Source organism: Muribaculum intestinale, assembly GCF_002201515.1.
Classification (GTDB): domain Bacteria; phylum Bacteroidota; class Bacteroidia; order Bacteroidales; family Muribaculaceae; genus Muribaculum; species Muribaculum intestinale.
Genome location: NZ_CP021421.1, coordinates 2,215,784 through 2,235,911 on the forward strand (window position 1 = coordinate 2,215,784; position 20,128 = coordinate 2,235,911).

Genomic DNA, 20,128 nt, shown 5'->3' on the forward strand with positions numbered 1-20,128 from the left:
AGATATGATTGAGATTACAAGCAGCAATATAATGCTCGTGGTAGCCGTGATGCTGATGATGAGTGTGTTTGTGGGAAAGGCCGGAAGCCGTTTCGGCATGCCTGCCCTGTTGCTGTTTCTCGGCGTTGGGATGGTGGCCGGGGTGGATGGCTTCGGATTGCATTTCGATTCGGCGGCATCGGCTCAGTTTGTTGGTATGATTGCCTTATCAATCATACTTTTTACCGGTGGACTTGAGACTCGGTTCTCGGATATTCGGCCGGTATTGTTCCCCGGCATTACTTTGGCTACTGTAGGGGTGCTTCTTACTACCGGACTTACAGGTACATTTATATATTATGTGTTCCACTGGCTTGTTCCGGAATACTCGTTCGGGTGGGCCGAATCGATGCTGATAGCTGCAATCATGTCATCGACCGATTCTGCGTCGGTGTTCTCTATATTCGACTCGGCAAAACTCGGCCTGAAGCAGAAGTTGCGTCCCACACTGGAGCTCGAAAGTGGCTCCAACGACCCTATGGCCTATCTTCTTGTTATTATTCTTATAGGTATAATAGAGGGCAACGGTCACCACGATACAGGAGCACAACTGTTGCTTGGCTCGTCGGCGACACTGGCAGTCCAGCTGTTGTTTGGAGCTGCAGGAGGCCTTTGTCTGGGTTATGCAACGGTATGGATTGTCAACCGGCTGCGTGTGGACAATGAGTTTCTTTATCCGGTAATGGTGATATCATGTGTATTCTTTACTTTTACTCTCACTGAAATTATCGGAGGAAACAGTTATCTGGCAGTGTATATTGCCGGTCTGGTGGTTGGTAACAAACGTCTGGCGGTAAGGCGTACGATTGTGACATTTTTCGGAGGATTTACATGGCTTGTGCAGATTATCATGTTTCTCACTCTTGGTCTGCTCGTCAATCCCCACGAATTGCTCCATGTCGTAGTTCCCGGTATTGCTCTCGGTATTTTCATAATGCTTGTGGCACGTCCGGTCGCTGTGTTTCTGTCGCTGCTCCCTTTCCGCCAATATACATTCAAAGGTCGTGTGTATATATCATGGGTGGGATTGCGCGGAGCTGTACCTATTATATTTGCCACATATGCCGTTGTGTCTCCGGGAGTGGAGGAGTCATCATTCATATTCAATATTGTGTTTTTCATAACTATTCTGTCGTTGCTTCTTCAGGGTACCACCGTCAATTCAATGGCTCGCTGGCTCGGGCTCAGCGAGCCGGTAAAGGAGAGTGCATTTCAAGGGATTGATATTTCCGACGATATCGCGGCGACAACAAGTGAGCTTGAGATTACGTCGGATATGCTTGCCGACGGCAGTACGTTGAAAGAAATCGGACTTCCGTCAGATACCCTGGCTGTAATGGTGCGTCGCGACGACAGGTACATCGTGCCGAAGGGTGACACGCGTCTTTATATGGGCGATGTGTTGCTACTGGTGAGCAATGATAAATGTATATAAACAAATGAACGGAAGCATTTATTATATTTGTTTCCTAAAAATATGCTATGAAACATATATTAATGCTAAGAATGGCCCAAAAGGCTTTTAGGATTAAAAAATAGACAGATAAAATTTGCGGGATAAGAAAACTAATGATAAATTTGCATATCCTAATCCGGTTGCACCCCTTTGGGAATGACGCCGGAAGTGATATTTGAAGAGTCTATACCGGAGGAACGTTGACAGTGTAAGCTGTGTTTCTGTCCATCTCGACCTTGGCTAAACCGTGAGTGTAGTACAGGCCTGTGTGGCGCCAATGTTTCAAGGTTGCCCCTCTTGATGAAACAGTTAAGGTGGCTTAAACCACTATTACTAACCAAAATAAATAACCAACAATAACCTATAATAGTTTAACTAATCACAAAAAAACTTTCTTACAAAAATTATGGAAGCTCAAAAGCCTAATGCAGGTGCAGCCCCTGCCAAAACTCAGAATCTCCACGACAGCGGTTCTAACGTTCGCGGTATCAAGAACGCTTTCCTCGTGATTGTTGCCTGCTTTATCGTGGCAATCTGCCTCTTTATCTTCTGGTTCGGTCACGCCAGCCACTTTGACGAAGCCGGTCATCCTCAGGACCTTTGGGGTACAGTATACAAAGGCGGTTTCATCGTGCCTATCCTTCAGACCCTCTTCCTTACTGTAATCGTTCTCTCTGTAGAGCGTTGGATTGCCCTCTCTTCAGCTAAGGGTAAAGGCTCTATCACCAAGTTTGTTGCCGGTGTTAAGGCTTGCCTCAAGAAAGGTGACATCGCCGGTGCTCAGAAACTTTGCGCCAACCAGAAGGGTTCTGTAGCCGCTGTAGTAAGCGCCGCTCTCGTACGCTACGAGGAGATGGACAAGAACACCGTTCTTACCAAGGAGCAGAAGATTGCCAACCTCCAGAAGGAAGTTGAGGAAGCAACAGCTCTCGAAATGCCTGCCCTCCAGCAGAACCTCCCCATCGTTGCTACCCTTACCACTCTTGGTACTCTCGTTGGTCTTCTCGGTACTGTAATGGGTATGATCAAGTCGTTCCAGGCTCTTGCCGCATCCGGTGCTCCTGACTCTACCGAACTTTCGACCGGTATTTCTGAGGCTCTTATTAACACCGCTTTCGGTATCGCAACCGGTGCATTCGCTGTAATCTCTTACAACTTCTACACCAACAAGATCGACAACCTCACCTACGCTATCGACGAAATCGGTTTCTCTATCGTATCCACTTTCGCCGCTACTCACTAATTCCATTGTCTTTCCTACATTATAATACAGTAAACGAAGTACAATGGGAAAAGTAAAAATTAAAAGAAAGAGCACCCTCATCGACATGACCGCGATGAGTGACGTGACTGTTCTTTTGCTTACTTTCTTCATGTTGACCTCGACCTTCCTTCAGAAGGAACCTGTTACGGTTATTACTCCGGCCTCTGTGTCGGAACTGAAGGTGCCCATCAATAATGTGACTACCGTACTGGTGTCACCCAAGGGTGAGATATTCCTTGGAGTGCTGGGCGACGCCGACTCAACCTACTCTTCAGAGAAGGTTAGAGCCGATATCCTCCAGAATGCCGTAACCGAGTACAACAAGACCCATAGCAAAAAGGTACAGCTCACGCAGGAGCAGGTCAACAAGTTCGCCAAAATGAACATGTTCGGCATGCCCATCGCCCAGCTCCCGGCATTCCTCGACGAGTCGCAGGTACATCAGGATGAAATCATGCAGGGCAAACGCCCCGAATGGAAAATCGGTATTCCTGTCGACGGTAATCAGGATCTCGCTAACCCCAATGAGTTCCAGATATGGATGCGCGCCATCTATAACTCGAACGATAACATGGAGAAGACCATCAAGAGCGGTGAAGGTATCGCTGTGAAGGCCGACGCGGACACTCCCTACGATATTGTCCACACTGTCCTTGACAACCTCCAGACCCTCAAGATGAATAAGTTCAGCCTCCTGACTGCATTAAAAACTGAGAACGACTAAACATCATGGCACAAATAGAACAATCCGATAAGGGCGGCAAAAAGAAAAAAGGCGCCCAAAAGAAGATGTCGATTCACGTGGACTTTACGCCCATGGTGGATATGAACATGCTTCTGATCACGTTCTTCATGCTTTGTACTACGATGATTAAGTCGCAGACTCTGAATATCTCGCTCCCCTCCAACGAAAAGGTTGAGCAGGAACAGCAGAACAAAGCAAAGGAGTCCCAGGCCGTAACGCTCATTCTCGATACCGAGCGCGACGCTGACGGAAACGTGAAAACTGACCCCGAAACCGGCAAACCCGCCCACGTCATCTACTACTACTTCGGCAAGCCCGATATCGCCGACGAGAATAAGGATGGTCTTCTTGACAATTCTATTCTCAAGGCTGAGAAATTTGTAGGCAATGTAAATGGTCAGGAGCAGGGTATCCGCAAAATCCTTCACGACAAGAACAAGACTGTACTTGAGAAAATCGCTGTCCTCAAAAAGGACTGGAAGGATAAGAAGATTAACGATGACGAGTATCAGGCCCGTGCTAAGGAGATTCGCAACGACTCTCTGATTCAGGATCGTCCGGTAGTCATCATCAAGGCCGGTCCCAACGCCTCTTGGGAGAGCCTCATCGGCGCTCTCGACGAGATGCAGATTAACCAGATTTCCCGCTACCAGATCGACAACATCAATGGTGTCGACTCTGCGATGATCTTCGACTATATCGCCAAGAATCCGAAGAAATGATGACGGTCTATATGTTTAACTATTAAATCAGCAAGAACAATGGCAAAAGATGTAGATCTTTCATCAAAGGAATGGCGCGACATAGTCTTTGAAGGCAAGAACCAGCAGTTTGGCGCATATGAGATGCGTAAGAACTCTGATGCCCGCCACAATAAGGCGATGATTGTAGTTGTAATCGTAATTGCAATCGCCTTTATACTTCCACTTCTTGTCAACACAGTGCTTCCCAAGGCCGAGGAAAAACCCGAGGACCTTACCGAGCAGGCACTGGTAAATCTTGACAACACTGTGGATGAAGAGCAGGATCAGCCTGAAGAAGAGCAGCAGCGTGTAGAGGTAGAAATCCCCGAAGCACTCCCCGAAGAAATCCTTAACACTGTGAAGGTGACCGAGCTCGCCATCGTTGAGGACGAGAAGGTAAATGCTGAGGACGAAATCAAGACTCAGGATGAACTTAAGGAAACTACTACCGCATTCGGTCAGAGCGACTTCGACAAGGGTACCGACGACCGCAACGTAGTACGTGAGCACAAAGACGAGATTATCGTCGAGGAAAAGAAGCCGGTTGAAGAGAACAAGGTGTTTACTGCCGTAGAGCAGATGCCCCAGTTCCCCGGTGGCGAGGCCGAGCTCATGAAGTACATCCAGAAGAACCTCAAGTATCCTCCCGTGGCTATGGAGAACAATATCCAGGGCCGTGTGGTAGTACAGTTCGTCGTTACCAAGACAGGTAAAATCGGCGAAGTTAAGGTGGCCCGTGGCAGGGACCCCGATCTCGACAAAGAAGCCGTACGCGTGGTTAAGTCGCTTCCCGACTTTATCCCCGGCAAGATGAACGGTCAGTCGGTGAACGTGTGGTATACACTGCCTATCACCTTCAAGCTCCAGGGAGTATAAACTAGTATAATTACTACAGACTTTATAGAAAGACGTTGCCATTATTGGCAACGTCTTTCTGTATATATACTGTCGTCACCATCATTTTCACCTTTTATTTTTAAGCATGCTCTAAATATCATGCACTTATGCGTTATTATATATGTAATTTCTTATCTTTGTCATCATTAAAATGACTTTTATTGTTCCAGATATGGATAACGTATTGAATATTAGTATTGAAAAAATGCTCTCGCTCGGATATGAGTTGGAGGGACTTCTTCTTTCGGCCGGGAAGCGCGGCGACGCCACTCCTGTAGCCATATGGAATCTGATTTCGGAAAAAGCCGATGAAATCCATGCGGCCGCCGTCAATTTGTCGAATATCGTAAAGAAAGGAGCCACATGTGCTGTGACCGATATCACTGATGTGTTGTCTTCGTCCGCTATGGTCGTGTCGCAGGATGAAGATTCAGTTGATGTCTCCGCAGGATACGTGCCTGACCCCTATGATGCAGACTGTGATATAATATGTTCAAATCCACTTACTGTCGAGACGGTTGATTCTGCCGATGAGATTGTTTCTGATGATTATTGTTCCGTAGAGGTAAGCGAGGATGATACTTTATCGCAGACAGATGTTGACAGTGATGTGTCGGAGGAGGCTGAATATTCTCCTGAAGAAGAGGTGGCGACTGCTGACGAGCCATTGCGCCTTGATGAGAAACTTGCCCGCGAGGGGTCGAGAAATCTCCGCAAGGCATTCTCGCTTAACGACCGTTTCCGTTTTCGTCGCGAACTTTTCGGTAACTCTGACATAGAAATGAGTGATACTCTCAATCTTGTAGAGGCTATGTCGAGCTATTCCGAGGCTGTCGACTACTTTATGACCGACCTTCAGTGGGATGCCGATAATCAGGAAGTAAAAGATTTCATGGAAATTATAGAAAAGCATTTCGCCACACGATGAGCGGTAAACTCTATATTGTACCTACTCCGGTAGGCAACCTCGGTGATATGACTCCCCGAGCGGTGGAAACGTTGCGCAACGTTGATATGATACTGTGTGAGGACACCCGCACGAGCGGCGTGTTGCTGAAGCATTTCGGCATAACCACTCCTACGTCGAGCCACCATAAATATAATGAGCATGATACTACTTCGCGTGTCGTGGCGCGTCTGAGCGGAGGAGAGAACATAGCTCTCGTAAGCGATGCAGGCACCCCCGGCATATCCGATCCGGGCTTTATGCTTGTAAGAGAGGCCCGGGTGGCAGGCATCGATGTGGAGACTCTCCCCGGACCGACTGCGCTTATTCCGGCTCTTGTGAATTCCGGTCTTCCGTGCGACAGGTTTACATTTGAGGGATTTCTGCCACCGAAAAAAGGTCGACGCACTCGTCTTGAGGAGTTGTCGGTTGAGCCGCGTACGTTTGTTATATATGAGTCGCCGTTACGCCTATGCACTACTCTGAAAGAACTCGCTGAGACTTGTGGCCCTACGCGTCGTGCCGCGGTGTGTCGTGAAATATCAAAAATGCATGATTCCACACATACCGGTACACTTTGTGAACTTGTCGAATACTTTTCCGCGAACCAACCGCGCGGAGAAATCGTTATAATTATTGAAGGAATGGCAGGAAGTGCACCAAAGAAGGTGCACCGAAACAAATATCGAGATTCCTCCGAAGCATCGTCTGACAATCTATAAATCTTCATTATTCAATCAACCTAATTGCACAACTTCTCTACCTCACACATTCTCTGACGTTTAACAATTCACTCAACATCTGATTATGAAAAAGATTCTATCAATCGCAGCCGCTGCCCTTATGGTATTGTCGGGCTGCAACGGCGATAAGCTGAAGCAGGCTGAATCGCTCAATGGTGAACTCAATGATTCGTTGCACGTTGCTTTGGCCAACCAGGACAGTCTCCTTGTCCTTCTCAATGATATCACCGACGGCATGAACCAGATTAAGGACATGGAGAAAATACTCTCCAACACTTCGGATCTTAATGCTGAATCGGCATCGCGCAAGGCACAGTTGCGCAATGATATGTCGGCCATACAGAAGGCCCTTCAGGAACGTCGCGAACGTCTGGCCCAACTTGAGGAAAAACTCAAGAAAAGTCAGAGCTATAGCGGTACATTGCAGCGCACTGTTGAAAACCTGAAAGCCGAGATTGCCAATCAGGAGGCCACTATCTCGACTCTGCGCAATGACCTCGCAGCAGCCAAAATTCAGGTAGCGGATCTTACTACGCGCGTCGACTCGCTTAATACCACAGTAGCTGCTGTGACTGAAGAACGCACTCTTGCTCAGGAGCAGGCTATTGCCGCTGAAAACGAACTTAACACATGCTTCTATGCTATTGGCACCAAGAAAGAGCTTAAGGAAGCGAAGATTATCGAGACCGGTTTCCTCCGCAAGACAAAACTTATGCAGGCTGATTTCCAGCAGAGCTATTTCACTACCGCCGACAAGCGCACTCTCACCACAATCAACACACATGCCAAAAAGGCCAAGGTGCTTACAAACATGCCTCAGGACAGCTATGTCATCGAGGATGTCGACGGCATCAAGATTATACGTGTCACTAATGCGCGTGAGTTCTGGAGCCGAAGCAACTATCTTGTAATTCAGGTCGACTGATTCGATAGCAAGTTAACATAGTTACGATAAAACATGCCGTATCGCCTTTTTTGCAGGGCGATACGGTATGTTTTTTGTATTTTTGCGGATATGTGTGCAACCTTTTTCCACTGTCGCGCATCAAAAGATAAAATAATAAAACGATACATGAATATGATAATATACAACAGAATAGCTGTTATCGCGATACTTCTTCTGTCGCTACTGACCACATCGTGCAATACAGGTTACACCCGTAATCACGCCGATGAAATCAGAGAGAGTATCACTGATGTCGTGAACGGATTGCGCGACGGCTTCTACGACAGTACGGTTGTGGTTACAATCAACGACACCCTGGCGTCGGCAGCCGACGCCGAGATGGTGGCAAGCACCATCTCGATGACCACAGCCGACTCCGGACGCAGAGGAGGAGGTGTCACTACAATAAATATCGTATTGCCGGATTCCAATTATGGCCCGGATATAGACAATGACATACCTTCATTCGTACCACCTGTGGCAATTGTAGGCACTGTCTTGATTTTCGGTGCTCCGGTACTTGCGGTATTCCTGATATGTTACTTCATATATCGTACAAAGCGTGCTCGCTATCAGGCGGTCGCTCAGATTGTGGCGTCAGGGAAAGATATACCGGAGGGAATGTTCCCGCAGACAGATTCGCGGGCCAAATGGAATAGCGGTATCAAGTATGTGGCGTGGGGATGTGCTTTGATGCTCTTCTTTTTGGTAAGATTACAGATAGAGTGGGCTGTGCTTATGATTGTGCCGATTGCCATAGGAGCCGGCAAACTTATCGCCTACCGTAACGAGCAGAAACAGAAATCCTCATCCATTGTAGAGAGCAACTGTGGCACTGTTGCGCGCGACAATGATGATGATACTACTAACTTTCCTCCCATACCGCCCAGACGCTAATGCTTACCAAGTGGGAAGAATTACGGCTTGTAGCCAGATGCGTGGCCGGTGATGACCGGCGCGCATTTGAGCGGCTTGTCGAGGAGTATCAACAACCCTTGCGGCGCTTCTTGCTCAATCTCACGATGGGCAATGCCTCGCTTACCGATGATCTTGCCCAGGATACGTTTCTGAAAGCGTATCTCGGGCTCAGATCATGGCAGGGAGTGGCGCGCTTCAAGACATGGCTGTTTCGTATAGCCATGAACGAGTATTACGGTTATCTCAGACGTAACCGAGAGATACTCCCCGATGACCCTCCCGATAGCATTCCGGTCGATGAGCGTGTTGATACGGCCGGCGCCACCGAAGCTCGTCTGGATGTTGAGCGATGTCTGAGTGTGCTTTCTGCAAATGAGCGTGCGGCTGTGCTCCTGTTCTATCTGGAGGATAAACCTCTCAAGGAGATTAGCCGTATATTGGACATGCCTGAGGGTACTGTGAAGAGCCATTTGTCGCGTGCCAAGGTAAAGATGGCTCAGGTAAGATAATTTAAAGAAAGAATGTTATGAAACAACAGAACGATATTTTCAGCAATGATGACGCGCTTCGTCGCGCATTTCAAAAGGGATTGCCCGATGCTCCGGTGACAGCGTGGTTTACGCGTAAGGTGATGAACCGTCTTCCACCCCGGCGACGCCGAATGCTCAATGGTATGGAGTGGGGAGCGTATGGAGTCGCCATATTGGTGCTTGCCTTATACTGGATAGGCTGGATTTCACACATAATGAGCAAGGGGACGGTGACAGTAGGCGACATAGGCGACATGGCTGTACTCCTTGGATTTACACTGCTGCCGGTGGTGGCCATATTGGCTCCTAAAGTCGTGGCATGGATAAGGGAATAAGAGGCAAATCATGCAATAGGTACTATTATAGGTAGATATGACAAGCGGGCGGCATATTGTGCCGCCCGCTGTCTGCATGATTGCTATATGTGAATGTATTATTACATATTCATGCCGCCGTCGACTTGGATTACCTGGCCGGTAACATACGATGACATGTCGGAAGCGAGGAATACGGCAACGTTTGCAATATCCTCAACCTGGCCTCCACGGCGCAGAGGGATTTTCTTAACCCATTCGGCACGTACGTCATCGGGAAGAGCCGCAGTCATGGCAGTCTCGATAAATCCGGGAGCAATAGCGTTGGCACGGATGCCGCGTGAGCCTACTTCCTGGGCGATAGATTTAGCCAGAGCGATAAGGCCGGCCTTTGATGCAGCGTAGTTGGACTGTCCGGCGTTGCCGTGTACACCTACTACCGATGCCATGTTGATGATAGAACCGCTACGCTGGCGGAGCATGATGGGAAGTACGGCGTTGATGAAGTTGAATGCGCTCTTGAGGTTTACAGCGATAACTGCGTCCCACTGGGCCTCGGTCATTCGCATCATCAGGCCGTCTTTAGTAATGCCGGCGTTATTTACGAGAATATCGATTGACCCGAAATCCTTGTGCACTTCGGCTACTACTTCTTTAGTCTGGTTGAAGTCGGCGGCATTGGAAGCATATCCCTTCACCTTTACTCCGAGAGCTTCTATTTCTTTTTCTGTGGCCTTGCCGTTTTCGTCGATTACGAGGTCGGTAAATGCGATGTTTGCGCCTTCAGCGGCGAAACGCAGTGCGAGAGCTTTGCCGATACCGCGTGCGGCACCGGTTATGAGTGCGGTCTTGCCTTCTAACTGTTTCATGTTTATTAGGAATATATATAATTAGTTTTGTGGTTGATGCAATTGTATTGCACTGTCAGGCCCATGGCAGAGCCTTTCGAAAGAGGGACATGCAAAATTAGTAATTTATTATATCTCGACCAAGAAAGCTCCGCAGGAATAGCCTCCGCCGAATACGGTAAGGCCTACGCGCTGTCCTTTACGGAATGTATCGCGGTTCTGGGCAAAGACAAGAGCACATGATGCCGAGCCGGTGTTGCCGAGTTCCTCGATATTATTGAGGAAGTGGTCGTCGGTAAGGTCAAGCTGGTGTGCCACTTGTGCTACAATTCGTTTGTTGGCCTGGTGGGTTATTATATAGTCGAGCTGTGCGGGAGTGATGCCGATAGGCTTGGTCACTTCATCAAGCGCGCGTATCATCTGCTGGCAGGCGTTAACAAATACATCGCGGCCGTCAGGCATTTCTATGCCACCTTCTTTGGGGCGCAGAACCACACCGTCGGGACCTTTGCCAACATTTCCGAGACCGCAGGTAAATATGTCGGAAATCTTAAGGTCGGTCTCTGCTACTTTGTCGGCTGAGAGGAAATATGCTACCGCTGCGTCGCCCCACAGGTGGCCTGCCTTGGGGTCGGATTCATTAGAATAATATGTGTTGTGCTCCGAGCATATGAGCAGGGCTTTGCGGGCTTTGCCTGACTTGAAGTAGGCGTCGACAATTTCAAGGCCGTTGACAAACGATGAACATGCTGCACTGCAATATACAGCCTTGGCGCCGTCGATATCGTATTTCTGTTGTGCGATATGAGCGAGAGTGGCTACTGTGTCGTAGGGTGAATATGAGGCGCTTACGATGAGATCGATATCTTTTATAGGATAGGGAAGCGATTTCAGTGCGTCCTCTATCGCATTAAGACCCATCGAGTTGTGTCCTTCTCCCTCTCCGGCTTTGGAGCGGGTGCGGATGCCTGTGCGTTTCTCGATCCATTCGCTTGTGAGACCGTTGACATTGAGGAAGTAGTCGTTGTCGACACGTGCTTCCGGCACGTAATATCCTGTGGCGTTGATATACATACTGAAATTTTTATCTTTGTTTCTTAATGTTTATTGTCGGTTGGTTGCAGTGGCGGATTATTGGTGGCTTGCGTGTCATCGCGTGTCAAGGCGGCAAGAATAAAATTCTTTGCCCTAACACGCACTTCATCACGTTCAATTCCGTAAAATGCAAAATTATTGCGCATTATAGACAACTCGATTCCCTGAAACATCATTATCATTGCCATGAAAGCATCATTGATTCGTTCTCTTGAGAAGAGTCCCATGTTTACACCGTCGTCCATAATCTGCCGGAGCATTTCAATCTCTTTTTCTACAGCGAGATTGCGGATACGCTCCATGCGTCGCACATCGCGTACCATAAGCGTGCGCAATACCGGGCTTTCGCGTTCGTGGCGTATTGTTTCTTCGACGATGTCTATGCGTACGTCGATAAATCTCATCAGCTTTTCGAGCGGGTTCATATCGATTGCGAATATTTCCCGCAGGCGGCCTACCACCTGTTCGCTCTCTTTTTCTATTACGGCATTGTAGATCTCGCGTTTGTTTTTGAAGTAGGTATAAATTGTGCGCCGTCCCTTTTCCGAGGCGGTTGCAATGTCGCTCATCGTCGTATTCTCTATCCCTTTGTGGGCAAAGAGCTGGCGGGCTACTTCAATTAATTTTTCGCGGGTCTTGCTGGCCATTTATATTGCACAAATTTGCTTTTAATGTGCGAAATTAATCATTTTCTTCGGAATAAGAGCAAAAGAACGGGAGTTTTTGAGGTATATTCCGGGTAATTTGAATTAATTTTGAAGCTCTAAACATGCTTTTACAATTATGAGGAATATAATTCTGACTTTTATAATATATGTATGTGCCGTGTTGCAGGCTTATGGTTCGCAGCCTCTGGATTTCCCCTCTGCCGAGGGGGCTTCTGTAGGGATACGTATTGTGCGTATCTCCGATGGGAAAGTGATTGCGGATTATGATAGTGAGCGACTGCTTGTGCCTGCGTCGGTGCAGAAGTGCCTTACCGCTGCTACAGCCCAGCTGTCGCTACCTGTTGATTTTCGCTTTGTTACGAGGCTGGCAGCGTATGGAGCATTGTCGGCGGACGGTGTGCTCAATGGCTATCTGGCCATAGTGGGCGGTTATGATCCCACGCTCGGCTCTAGGTTTTTCAACAAGCGGGAAGCATTTGATATATGGGTGGCAACAGAGTTGGACAGATTGGGTGTAAAATGCATGAACGGTGATGTATCTGCTATACCTTCCGACATTCCGGAAGATGCACTTTCCCCTTACTGGCTTCTTGAGGACCTCGAATGGGAGTATGGAGCAGGATGTTATCCAATAAATTATCGCGATAATTCATTTGACAGCAAGGAGGGGCGTATGGCAGATTCTGATCCGGCGGCCGTGTTGTGTGATGTAGTGACAGACCGTCTGGCTAAGGAAGGAATTGCCATGGCGATGGATGCTGAGATGAATTACACTGAGGTTGTATTGCCGGAAGATTTATCACCGATAAAAGTTTGGCGATATTTTTCGCCGGATAGGGATGATATATTAAAAGTGATGATGCACCGCAGCGATAATCTCTACGCCGAGGCTATGCTTCGTGCACTTCTGCTGCCTGCATGCGACGTACGGGATACGGAAGTGGCGCTTGTGCGTGCCGATTCAGCTATTGTCGTTCAACGCGACCTTTGGAAGGCTCGAGGTATCGATCTTTCCCGCGGGCGTATTGTCGACGGTTCCGGACTTGCACCGGTCAACCGGATGTCAGCCCGCATGATTTCCGATATACTTCACTCTATGGCCCGTAGCCGTAGTTATGCGGAGCTTTTTCCGATTGCCGGCCGAGATGGCACTGTAAGGAATTTTTTAAGACGCACGCCCTTGGAGGGGCGTATGGCCTTGAAGTCAGGGAGTATGACGGGTGTATTGTGTTACGCCGGATATATGCTCGACAAGGATGGCCGGCCGACTCATTCTGTAGTAATAATGGTTAATAACTTTACATGTACATCGACAAAAGTCAGAAGTGCGGTATCTACTTATCTGAACGGGGTCTTAGTGTCCCGTTAGGTTTTTGTAATATTTTGACATAAAAGGTGTTAATGAGCGTGGTAAAATATTTTGTGAAAAAAGCACTAATTTTATTTGTTTTTATTTAAAAAATATATTACTTTCGCAACGAAAGCATTTGACAATCGTGTCTTAAAATACCAATGATATTGATTTGCAAGGTTTTCACCCGGATGTTCTCATTTGACTCTATAAGATTATATCCGGTGAGTATATATTCTGAAGATAACCCACTATACAACCCTATTTTTACCATCCTGACAAAGCAATCCTGTATACTTTCCGGCAAACGGCTTGTTTCGTACCGAAAGTATAATGTATGCAGAATAATCAAAATCTGATTGTTATGAAAAATTTTGAGAAATACATTACTCCGATGTCGCATGACGAACTTATGCAGGCATGCCGACGTATAAAACATGTCGCTCTTGACATGGATGGCACAATATACCTCGGCTCAAAATTATTCCCGTTTACAAAGGATTTCTTAAAAATGCTTGATGAGAACGGCATAGGGTATTCTTTTCTCACAAACAATCCCACCCGTAGTATCAAGGATTATCTTAAGAAGCTGGAAAAACTTGGTATTGAGGCTTCCGAGGAGAATATGTATACTACTGCAGTGGCTACTATTGAATATCTCAAGTCCAATATGCCTGAGGTGAAGCGAATTTTTGCGCTTGGCACACCAAGCATGCTCGCTGAGTTTGGGGCTGCCGGATTCGAGTTGACGAAAGCTGACTCTGCTGACCGCCCGGATGCTCTCGTAGTGGCGTTTGATACTACTCTCCAGTATGACCGTCTGTGTCATGCCGCATGGCTTGCCTCGGAGGGTATACCCTATATAGCCACAAATCCCGACCGTGTGTGCCCGACCGATTTGCCTACAATACTTGTCGACTGTGGCTCCATCTGCCGTTGCATCGAGCATGCTACGGGGCGCGAACCGGATATCGTAATCGGAAAACCCAATCCGGATATGCTTGCAGGTATACGCCATCGGTATGGCTTGGAGGCCGATGAGATTGCCATGTGTGGCGACCGTATTTATACCGATGTGGCCATGGCTAGAAATGCCGGTGCGTTAGGTGTGCTTGTCCTTTCCGGAGAAACCACACTTGACACTGCTATCAATTCCAATCCTCAACCTCCTATTACAGCACTTAATGTGATGGAGTTCGGGCGCATTCTCGTAGATGCCAGAACTTGATTGCCATATAGTTGCTGCTGTTTCCTCACTCCCTGACATAAGTTCAAGTACATTCTTATTTGATTCAGTTGTGCCATATCCTTGTTCTGTTGCAAGGATGGTATTTGTTATTACTTTACTGTAATTTTCTGATAATAAATCATTTATTCTATATTAATCCAATAACGTTACAACTTAAAACCAATTTGAGTTATGAAAAAAATCTTTGCGATTATGGCATGTTGCGCAGCTGCGACTACCATGTATGCCTCAGATGTGACAGAATCGTCTTATGATGTACTCAATGCACCCATGGAGACTCCCTCTTCGGCATCAGTGCCGGCATCTTCTGCCGCAGGCGCCACTGAGGACTGGAAATCTCAACTTGCAAAAATGGTAAAAGTATCAGGCTATCTACAAGCCGGTTATAACTACAATAGCCTTGGCTCAGGCTCTTCGTCATTCCAGGCCAAGCGTCTGCGTCTTATCCTTGACGGACAAGTGTGCAAAAACGGTTCGGTACGTGTGCAGATTGAGGCATTCAATGGTATTGCCGGTTCGACCAACGGCAACGGCCAGAAGAATATCCAGGTAATGGACGCATTCTTCACATATAAGTTTAATCCGGCATTTCAGGTACGTGTAGGTCAGTTCTATACTCCGTTAGGCTATGAGAACTACGATATTTCTCCTGCAACTCTCGAGACTGTCGACTTCTCCAATATCTGTTATCGTATGGCATGCCGCAATGCAATCGGTTATGATTTCGTTGATTACGGACGAGATTTAGGCATCATGTTGATGGGTGACCTTCTGCCCAGCGCCGAGGGATTCAATTACCTGTCATATAATTTCGCTGTAACAAACGGCCAGCTGCCTTGTAAGGATGACAACAACAAGTCTAAAGACATTATCGCAGCTCTCACAGTGCGCCCGCTTAAGTATTTCAATGTAAAGGCTGCATATAATTATGGTGAGTACCAGACTAATAAGGATCTCGAAAATGAGGAGGGCGAAGAAATCCCCGGCAAGTATTGCCCGATGCACCGTTTTGTAGGCGGCTTCTGGTATAACAATCCGACCGGTCTTGACGTTCGCGCCGAATATGGCTATCTCAGAGGCAAGAAAGAAGGCATTTCTCTTGCTCACGAGACTGGTTTCTACGCTCTTGCCGGCTATCATTTCGGTAAGTTCCTTCCCGTAGTGCGCTATGATATGTATCATGACAGCCTTAACAAGCTCTCTCTCAATAATTATGACCGAGTGCTTTTGGGTTGCACATGGGAACCGTTTGGAAATCTGAAGGTTCAGCTCAACTATATGCTCTCTATGTATGGCAAGGATGTTCGCGAGGCTTCAAACAATGGAAAGAGCACATCAAGCCAGCTTCAGCTGATGGGTCTGTTCAAGTTCTGATATGATTTCCTATCTGATTAACTCTGACTGTAAATCTAAATAATCTACGAAAACTAAAATTTTATGAAAAAGATTTTATTGATGATGTCAATGCTCATCGCAGGCATCTCCGTAAGCGCACAGCATGTAGGCAGCGAATACCGTCTGAAAAAAGTAATCCCTGTAGCCGGACGTCAAGGTATCGCTATCGACAGTACTTATTACTATGTATCTGATACAAAGGTTCTCTATAAGTATGACAAGGATGGTAATCTTGTAGCAAAGAACGACCAGCCCTTCCAACATCCAGAAATCGCCAACCACTTCGGTGACATTGATATCCACAATGGAGAAATCTATTGCGGTATCGAGAAATTCGAGTATGGCCGCGGCTATAATATCGCTGTTTCTATCTATGACGCAGAAACTCTTAAGTGGAAGCGCGACCTGCCTTGGACACCTGAGTCAGGCCAGGTAGAGGTATCCGGTCTTGCAGTGGACCGTGATAAAAACATGGTGTGGATGTCTGACTGGGTCGACAGCCGTTATGTATACTGCTACGATCTTGCTACCGGCAAGTATTACACCAAGATGCAGTGTTTGCCGACTCCTTACTGGTGTCAGGGTATTTTCATCGCCGACGGAAAGATGCTTTTCACTTCGGACGACGGTGAGTCGCTGTATCAGATTCCCGACAATATCTATATCGCCGACATTACCGAGGTGCCATTTACCGGTCTCGTTGATGGCGAGGAGGTTGTGAAAGATACTCCTTTCAGTGTACAGCTCGACAAGAAAGGCAAACCTGTAATGCGCAAAGGAAAGATTGCAGGTGGTGCAAAGAAAGGCCGTGTGGAACTTTTCCGCGAGATGAGCGACTTCAAGCGTGCCGGTGAGATTGAAGGACTTTCCATTGATCCTGTAAACGACGACCTGGTTGTGCTCAACAACCGTGGCACTCAGATTGTGCTTGGCATGAGCCAGGGTCCGTACGAAAACGAAGGTTATACAGGCGAAATTCACGAACTCTATATCTACGAAAAGGTAAAATAAGGACTGTTAAGAATTTAGGTAAGCAATATTGGTAAAATGATATAGAATTCCTGACCGCTTCTTATAATCAATGACAGACCCCGTCGGATGCCGACGGGGTCTTGCTTTAGATAATAACTCACATATACAGCAATGGAACTTATTCCCCAATAAGTTCCATTGCTGTATATGTAGTCCGGTTATTCTTCCGGCTATTCTTCGTAGAGAGTATGGTCGGGAATGCCGGCAATGCGGAATGCCTCACGCCGCTCCACACATGTGCCGCATCGTCCGCAATGGCGCTCGCGTCCCTTGTAGCAGGAGTATGTCAGCGAGAAATCCACACCGAGTTCTGCTCCGCGTGCGGCTATGAATGTTTTGTCCTTGCCGGTGTATGGAGCGAGTATGGATATTCTGTCGTAGGTACCGGCCTGCATGGCTTCGGACATGGCATCTATGAATGCGGCCCTGCAGTCGGGATATACTGCATGGTCACCCGAATGATTGGCGATAAGCACCTTCTTGAGTCCGCGGCTCTCGGCCATACCGCAAGCGACGGCAAGCATTATGCCGTTGCGGAACGGCACTACTGTTGAGCGCATGTTGTCGTCGGCATAATGTCCTTCAGGGATTGCATCGGCACCGTCAAGCAGCGAGGAGTGGAAATACTTATGCATGAAGTCAAGAGGTATTACGATATGCTCAATGCCAAGACGTTCGCAATGGATGCGTGCACATTCTATTTCACGTGCGTTATGATTGCTGCCGTAGTCAAAGGTGAGGGCAATGGCTATTTCATCCTTGTAGTCGTAGAGAAGGGTCGTGCTGTCCATGCCACCCGACAATACTATTATGCATTCTTTTTCCATATTCTGATGCTTGGTGTTTTACGTATGCAGTACGTGTTAAACTGCCTGTCAGTATTAAAACGTGGCATTCTCTATTCTATTGTAAAAAATATATATATATTTGTGATGTTTATGTCATTGCATAGATGATTATCACTTTCTGCAACACAAACTCTTATAAGTTATGTTATTTACCGAATCAGTACTTGGAATTATAGCATCGGCAGTAGCTGTAGCATTGAATGGCATGTTGATGTATAAGATCGGATTTTCCCGATGGATGATAAGTCAGACGGCTGTATATTGGACTCCAAAGCAGCCTCGTAATGTCGGCGTGGCTATAATGTCGGTGTTTGGTGTCATAATATATTTTGTGTTTGGAATGTATCTTTATGACTGGTCATTATGCTGGTGGATTAATGTGGCTCTGACTATTATAGCAGCGGCGGCATTGTGGATATGCGGAGATAAACGCATGGATAGATTGTCGTGCATGACGAATTGCGATGGTGTAGTTGACAGTCTGAGCCCCGTATTGGCAGATAGGAGGAAGTATATAGTGCAGATTGTAATGATGATGGTTTATATTTCACCGTTGCTTTATATGGGTGTTGAATCCTTGTTGAAATGGATTGTTCCGGATGTCACGGTAGTTAGGATTGACGAGTCGGGAAAATCAGATTTCATAGTCCTACATGATTACCGGGCCGGGAAGGGGTTGCAGGTCAATGGCAGTTATGTCGAAAATGATACCTCCGATACCCTTTACAGGGTGGTGGTGTCATATGCAATTCCGGGTGAGCATTTTTATAATGCATATTCGATTACCGATACTGTAATGCCATGGTCGTTTACTAAGATGAAAGGTAATGTGGCTTACTCTATGCGGCTTATTCCTCCGTTGATGCCTCCGTCTAATAGTAAAGGCACTAATTATCGTACGAAGAGAGTGTTTCTTGTGGATGCATCGGAACTCAACCGATTTGTTTCCGGGTATGATATGTCGAGATTGGGGCTTAAGCCCAATAAATATGTGAAGGAAATCGACGAGCGAAATGCTATTCCTGTCAAGGAAGATAGCTGGCGTCTGGAGATATGGAGAAAATTTTATACAGGCTCTTAGACCCCGTTCCCCAATATTTGTTAACGCTGGGGCGGTCAAGCGTCGTGCAGATGTGTTCGCGCAGTGAGGGAGCAATGCGGTTGCATTGTGACCGAAACAAGCGTACGCAGATGCATGAGGATTGGCCGAGGCGAAGGTAATTTCTGCCACGGACAGCTGAGAATAAATATGACTGTGATGAACTCGGGATGAAGCTGAATTGAACGAACCGCAACATAAACATTGCACACGCTGCCATCGCAATCGCTTTGGCGGTGTGAAGAAACTGTTCGTAATTCCTGTTTAATCGTCTGAAAGATTCAAGCCACGAGAGGGTGCGTTCCACAACCCACCTGCCGCTAATCGGCTTGAATTCCGATGTGCCGAAATTCGATTTCACACACTCCAATTCCACAAGCAATCCTTCTTTCAAGTTTTTTACTAAAGGTCCGCGATAGCCGTTGTCTGCCTTTAATAATCTGATCGTCGGATATTTGCAGACCGTGTCAATTGCCAATCCAATCGCACCCTTGCTATCGTGGACATTTGCGCGTGATATAACTATAGTCAGCGGGAATCCATTTGAATCTACGGCAAGATGTCTTTTTATACCCTTGATTTTCTTTCCTCCGTCTATTCCCTTTACTGATTTGGCCAGTCCGGTACGCATGCTTTGGCTGTCTATGACGGCAACAGTCGGTTGAGCCGATTTCCTTAGCGAATCCCTTGTGCCATGGCATTCAATTCTTGGGTCATACGGTCAAAAAATCCTATAGAAATCCACTTGCGGTAAAATTCATACACTGTACGCCATTTTGGAAAATCATTTGGCAGAAGTTTCCATTGACACCCTGTTTTGATCAAGAAAAACAAGGCATTAATAATCTCAAATATATCAGCCTTTGATTTCGTATTGAAAATTTCCGGAAATTTTCTAAAATAAAGTTGCGCTGTCTAAGTGTCAAAGCTGTAGTATATCCCAGTCTAATCCAACAAGTTATAAATGCTTAAAATCACATAACTGAATTGGGGTGGAATTAA

The 20,128-nt window shown here is 46.9% G+C and carries 22 protein-coding genes; 16 read left to right on the top strand and 6 right to left on the bottom strand.

Annotated elements, in window-relative coordinates; translation table 11 throughout:
• Positions 1-4 precede the first annotated feature (4 nt).
• From ADH68_RS08900 to ADH68_RS08950, 11 genes are all read left to right on the top strand, one after another.
• Complete coding sequence (locus tag ADH68_RS08900; protein WP_068961117.1) at positions 5-1,474, top strand: potassium/proton antiporter; 1,470 nt, start codon at positions 5-7, stop codon at positions 1,472-1,474.
• 427 nt (positions 1,475-1,901) lie between these two features.
• Positions 1,902-2,738, top strand: a complete 837-nt coding sequence (locus ADH68_RS08905) for a MotA/TolQ/ExbB proton channel family protein (RefSeq protein WP_084274063.1) — start codon at positions 1,902-1,904, stop codon at positions 2,736-2,738.
• A gap of 43 nt (positions 2,739-2,781) precedes the next feature.
• Complete coding sequence (locus ADH68_RS08910) at positions 2,782-3,483, top strand: ExbD/TolR family protein (RefSeq protein ID WP_068961116.1); 702 nt, start codon at positions 2,782-2,784, stop codon at positions 3,481-3,483.
• A gap of 5 nt (positions 3,484-3,488) precedes the next feature.
• A complete protein-coding gene (locus tag ADH68_RS08915; RefSeq protein WP_088294803.1) occupies positions 3,489-4,226 on the top strand; it encodes an ExbD/TolR family protein in 738 nt (245 codons plus the stop codon).
• A gap of 39 nt (positions 4,227-4,265) precedes the next feature.
• Entirely contained in the window at positions 4,266-5,123 is an 858-nt protein-coding gene (locus tag ADH68_RS08920; protein ID WP_068961114.1) for an energy transducer TonB, read from the top strand.
• A gap of 193 nt (positions 5,124-5,316) precedes the next feature.
• On the top strand, positions 5,317-6,072 hold the full coding sequence (locus ADH68_RS08925; RefSeq protein ID WP_068961113.1) for a hypothetical protein: 756 nt from the start codon (positions 5,317-5,319) through the stop codon (positions 6,070-6,072).
• Positions 6,069-6,812 (top strand): 16S rRNA (cytidine(1402)-2'-O)-methyltransferase, encoded by a 744-nt coding sequence (gene rsmI, locus ADH68_RS08930; protein ID WP_068961112.1) that lies wholly within the window; start codon positions 6,069-6,071, stop codon positions 6,810-6,812. The genes ADH68_RS08925 and rsmI overlap by 4 nt, the downstream gene beginning before the upstream one ends.
• Before the next feature lie 85 nt (positions 6,813-6,897).
• Positions 6,898-7,758 carry a Cbp1 family collagen-binding glycoprotein adhesin gene (locus ADH68_RS08935; RefSeq protein ID WP_068961111.1) on the top strand — a complete coding sequence of 287 codons (861 nt, stop codon included), beginning with the start codon at positions 6,898-6,900 and terminating at the stop codon, positions 7,756-7,758.
• Positions 7,759-7,911: 153 nt separating this feature from the next.
• Positions 7,912-8,676 carry a DUF6249 domain-containing protein gene (locus tag ADH68_RS08940; protein ID WP_133165698.1) on the top strand — a complete coding sequence of 255 codons (765 nt, stop codon included), beginning with the start codon at positions 7,912-7,914 and terminating at the stop codon, positions 8,674-8,676.
• On the top strand, positions 8,676-9,206 hold the full coding sequence (locus ADH68_RS08945; protein WP_068961109.1) for an RNA polymerase sigma factor: 531 nt from the start codon (positions 8,676-8,678) through the stop codon (positions 9,204-9,206). The genes ADH68_RS08940 and ADH68_RS08945 overlap by 1 nt, the downstream gene beginning before the upstream one ends.
• A 17-nt stretch (positions 9,207-9,223) precedes the next feature.
• On the top strand, positions 9,224-9,562 hold the full coding sequence (locus ADH68_RS08950) for a hypothetical protein (protein WP_068961108.1): 339 nt from the start codon (positions 9,224-9,226) through the stop codon (positions 9,560-9,562).
• A gap of 101 nt (positions 9,563-9,663) precedes the next feature.
• Here ADH68_RS08950 and fabG read toward each other — a convergent pair whose 3' ends face one another.
• From fabG to ADH68_RS08965, 3 genes are all read right to left on the bottom strand, one after another.
• The gene (gene fabG, locus ADH68_RS08955) at positions 9,664-10,410 is read right to left on the bottom strand and encodes a 3-oxoacyl-[acyl-carrier-protein] reductase (RefSeq protein ID WP_068961107.1); all 747 of its coding nucleotides are present in this window, start codon (positions 10,408-10,410) and stop codon (positions 9,664-9,666) included.
• A gap of 108 nt (positions 10,411-10,518) precedes the next feature.
• Entirely contained in the window at positions 10,519-11,463 is a 945-nt protein-coding gene (locus ADH68_RS08960) for a 3-oxoacyl-ACP synthase III family protein (protein WP_068961106.1), read from the bottom strand.
• A gap of 23 nt (positions 11,464-11,486) precedes the next feature.
• Positions 11,487-12,131, bottom strand: coding sequence for a TetR/AcrR family transcriptional regulator (locus ADH68_RS08965; protein ID WP_068961105.1), 645 nt, complete (start codon positions 12,129-12,131; stop codon positions 11,487-11,489).
• A 136-nt stretch (positions 12,132-12,267) separates the two neighbouring features.
• Between ADH68_RS08965 and ADH68_RS08970 the strand changes: the two genes are divergently transcribed.
• From ADH68_RS08970 to ADH68_RS08985, 4 genes are all read left to right on the top strand, one after another.
• Complete coding sequence (locus ADH68_RS08970; protein WP_068961104.1) at positions 12,268-13,521, top strand: D-alanyl-D-alanine carboxypeptidase/D-alanyl-D-alanine-endopeptidase; 1,254 nt, start codon at positions 12,268-12,270, stop codon at positions 13,519-13,521.
• 346 nt (positions 13,522-13,867) lie between these two features.
• On the top strand, positions 13,868-14,731 hold the full coding sequence (locus tag ADH68_RS08975; protein ID WP_088294859.1) for an HAD-IIA family hydrolase: 864 nt from the start codon (positions 13,868-13,870) through the stop codon (positions 14,729-14,731).
• Positions 14,732-14,923: 192 nt separating this feature from the next.
• A complete protein-coding gene (locus tag ADH68_RS08980) occupies positions 14,924-16,126 on the top strand; it encodes a porin (protein WP_084274062.1) in 1,203 nt (400 codons plus the stop codon).
• Positions 16,127-16,189: 63 nt separating this feature from the next.
• Complete coding sequence (locus ADH68_RS08985; RefSeq protein WP_068961101.1) at positions 16,190-17,158, top strand: YncE family protein; 969 nt, start codon at positions 16,190-16,192, stop codon at positions 17,156-17,158.
• A gap of 191 nt (positions 17,159-17,349) precedes the next feature.
• Here the strand turns inward: ADH68_RS08985 and queC are convergent, their stop codons facing one another.
• On the bottom strand, positions 17,350-18,006 hold the full coding sequence (gene queC / locus ADH68_RS08990) for a 7-cyano-7-deazaguanine synthase QueC (RefSeq protein ID WP_068961100.1): 657 nt from the start codon (positions 18,004-18,006) through the stop codon (positions 17,350-17,352).
• Between the two features lie 163 nt (positions 18,007-18,169).
• Between queC and ADH68_RS08995 the strand changes: the two genes are divergently transcribed.
• Entirely contained in the window at positions 18,170-19,108 is a 939-nt protein-coding gene (locus ADH68_RS08995; protein WP_068961099.1) for a hypothetical protein, read from the top strand.
• On the opposite strand, the gene ADH68_RS09000 is transcribed toward ADH68_RS08995, so the two are convergent.
• Both ADH68_RS09000 and ADH68_RS14260 read right to left on the bottom strand, forming a co-directional pair.
• Positions 19,053-19,832 (bottom strand): transposase, encoded by a 780-nt coding sequence (locus ADH68_RS09000; protein WP_255201338.1) that lies wholly within the window; start codon positions 19,830-19,832, stop codon positions 19,053-19,055. The genes ADH68_RS08995 and ADH68_RS09000 overlap by 56 nt on opposite strands.
• Positions 19,802-20,008, bottom strand: coding sequence for a transposase (locus ADH68_RS14260; RefSeq protein WP_084274060.1), 207 nt, complete (start codon positions 20,006-20,008; stop codon positions 19,802-19,804). Before ADH68_RS14260 ends, ADH68_RS09000 begins: the two co-directional genes overlap by 31 nt.
• Positions 20,009-20,128 lie beyond the last annotated feature (120 nt).

Excerpts from the sequence above, each read along its gene's own strand:
- ADH68_RS08900 (WP_068961117.1), top strand. The coding sequence starts at position 5 with ATGATTGAGATTACAAGCAGCAATATAATGCTCGTGGTAGCCGTGATG.
- ADH68_RS08905 (WP_084274063.1), top strand. The coding sequence starts at position 1,902 with ATGGAAGCTCAAAAGCCTAATGCAGGTGCAGCCCCTGCCAAAACTCAG.
- ADH68_RS08910 (WP_068961116.1), top strand. The coding sequence starts at position 2,782 with ATGGGAAAAGTAAAAATTAAAAGAAAGAGCACCCTCATCGACATGACC.
- ADH68_RS08915 (WP_088294803.1), top strand. The coding sequence starts at position 3,489 with ATGGCACAAATAGAACAATCCGATAAGGGCGGCAAAAAGAAAAAAGGC.
- ADH68_RS08920 (WP_068961114.1), top strand. The coding sequence starts at position 4,266 with ATGGCAAAAGATGTAGATCTTTCATCAAAGGAATGGCGCGACATAGTC.
- ADH68_RS08925 (WP_068961113.1), top strand. The coding sequence starts at position 5,317 with ATGGATAACGTATTGAATATTAGTATTGAAAAAATGCTCTCGCTCGGA.
- rsmI (WP_068961112.1), top strand. The coding sequence starts at position 6,069 with ATGAGCGGTAAACTCTATATTGTACCTACTCCGGTAGGCAACCTCGGT.
- ADH68_RS08935 (WP_068961111.1), top strand. The coding sequence starts at position 6,898 with ATGAAAAAGATTCTATCAATCGCAGCCGCTGCCCTTATGGTATTGTCG.
- ADH68_RS08940 (WP_133165698.1), top strand. The coding sequence starts at position 7,912 with ATGATAATATACAACAGAATAGCTGTTATCGCGATACTTCTTCTGTCG.
- ADH68_RS08945 (WP_068961109.1), top strand. The coding sequence starts at position 8,676 with ATGCTTACCAAGTGGGAAGAATTACGGCTTGTAGCCAGATGCGTGGCC.
- ADH68_RS08950 (WP_068961108.1), top strand. The coding sequence starts at position 9,224 with ATGAAACAACAGAACGATATTTTCAGCAATGATGACGCGCTTCGTCGC.
- fabG (WP_068961107.1), bottom strand. The coding sequence starts at position 10,410 with ATGAAACAGTTAGAAGGCAAGACCGCACTCATAACCGGTGCCGCACGC.
- ADH68_RS08960 (WP_068961106.1), bottom strand. The coding sequence starts at position 11,463 with ATGTATATCAACGCCACAGGATATTACGTGCCGGAAGCACGTGTCGAC.
- ADH68_RS08965 (WP_068961105.1), bottom strand. The coding sequence starts at position 12,131 with ATGGCCAGCAAGACCCGCGAAAAATTAATTGAAGTAGCCCGCCAGCTC.
- ADH68_RS08970 (WP_068961104.1), top strand. The coding sequence starts at position 12,268 with ATGAGGAATATAATTCTGACTTTTATAATATATGTATGTGCCGTGTTG.
- ADH68_RS08975 (WP_088294859.1), top strand. The coding sequence starts at position 13,868 with ATGAAAAATTTTGAGAAATACATTACTCCGATGTCGCATGACGAACTT.
- ADH68_RS08980 (WP_084274062.1), top strand. The coding sequence starts at position 14,924 with ATGAAAAAAATCTTTGCGATTATGGCATGTTGCGCAGCTGCGACTACC.
- ADH68_RS08985 (WP_068961101.1), top strand. The coding sequence starts at position 16,190 with ATGAAAAAGATTTTATTGATGATGTCAATGCTCATCGCAGGCATCTCC.
- queC (WP_068961100.1), bottom strand. The coding sequence starts at position 18,006 with ATGGAAAAAGAATGCATAATAGTATTGTCGGGTGGCATGGACAGCACG.
- ADH68_RS08995 (WP_068961099.1), top strand. The coding sequence starts at position 18,170 with ATGTTATTTACCGAATCAGTACTTGGAATTATAGCATCGGCAGTAGCT.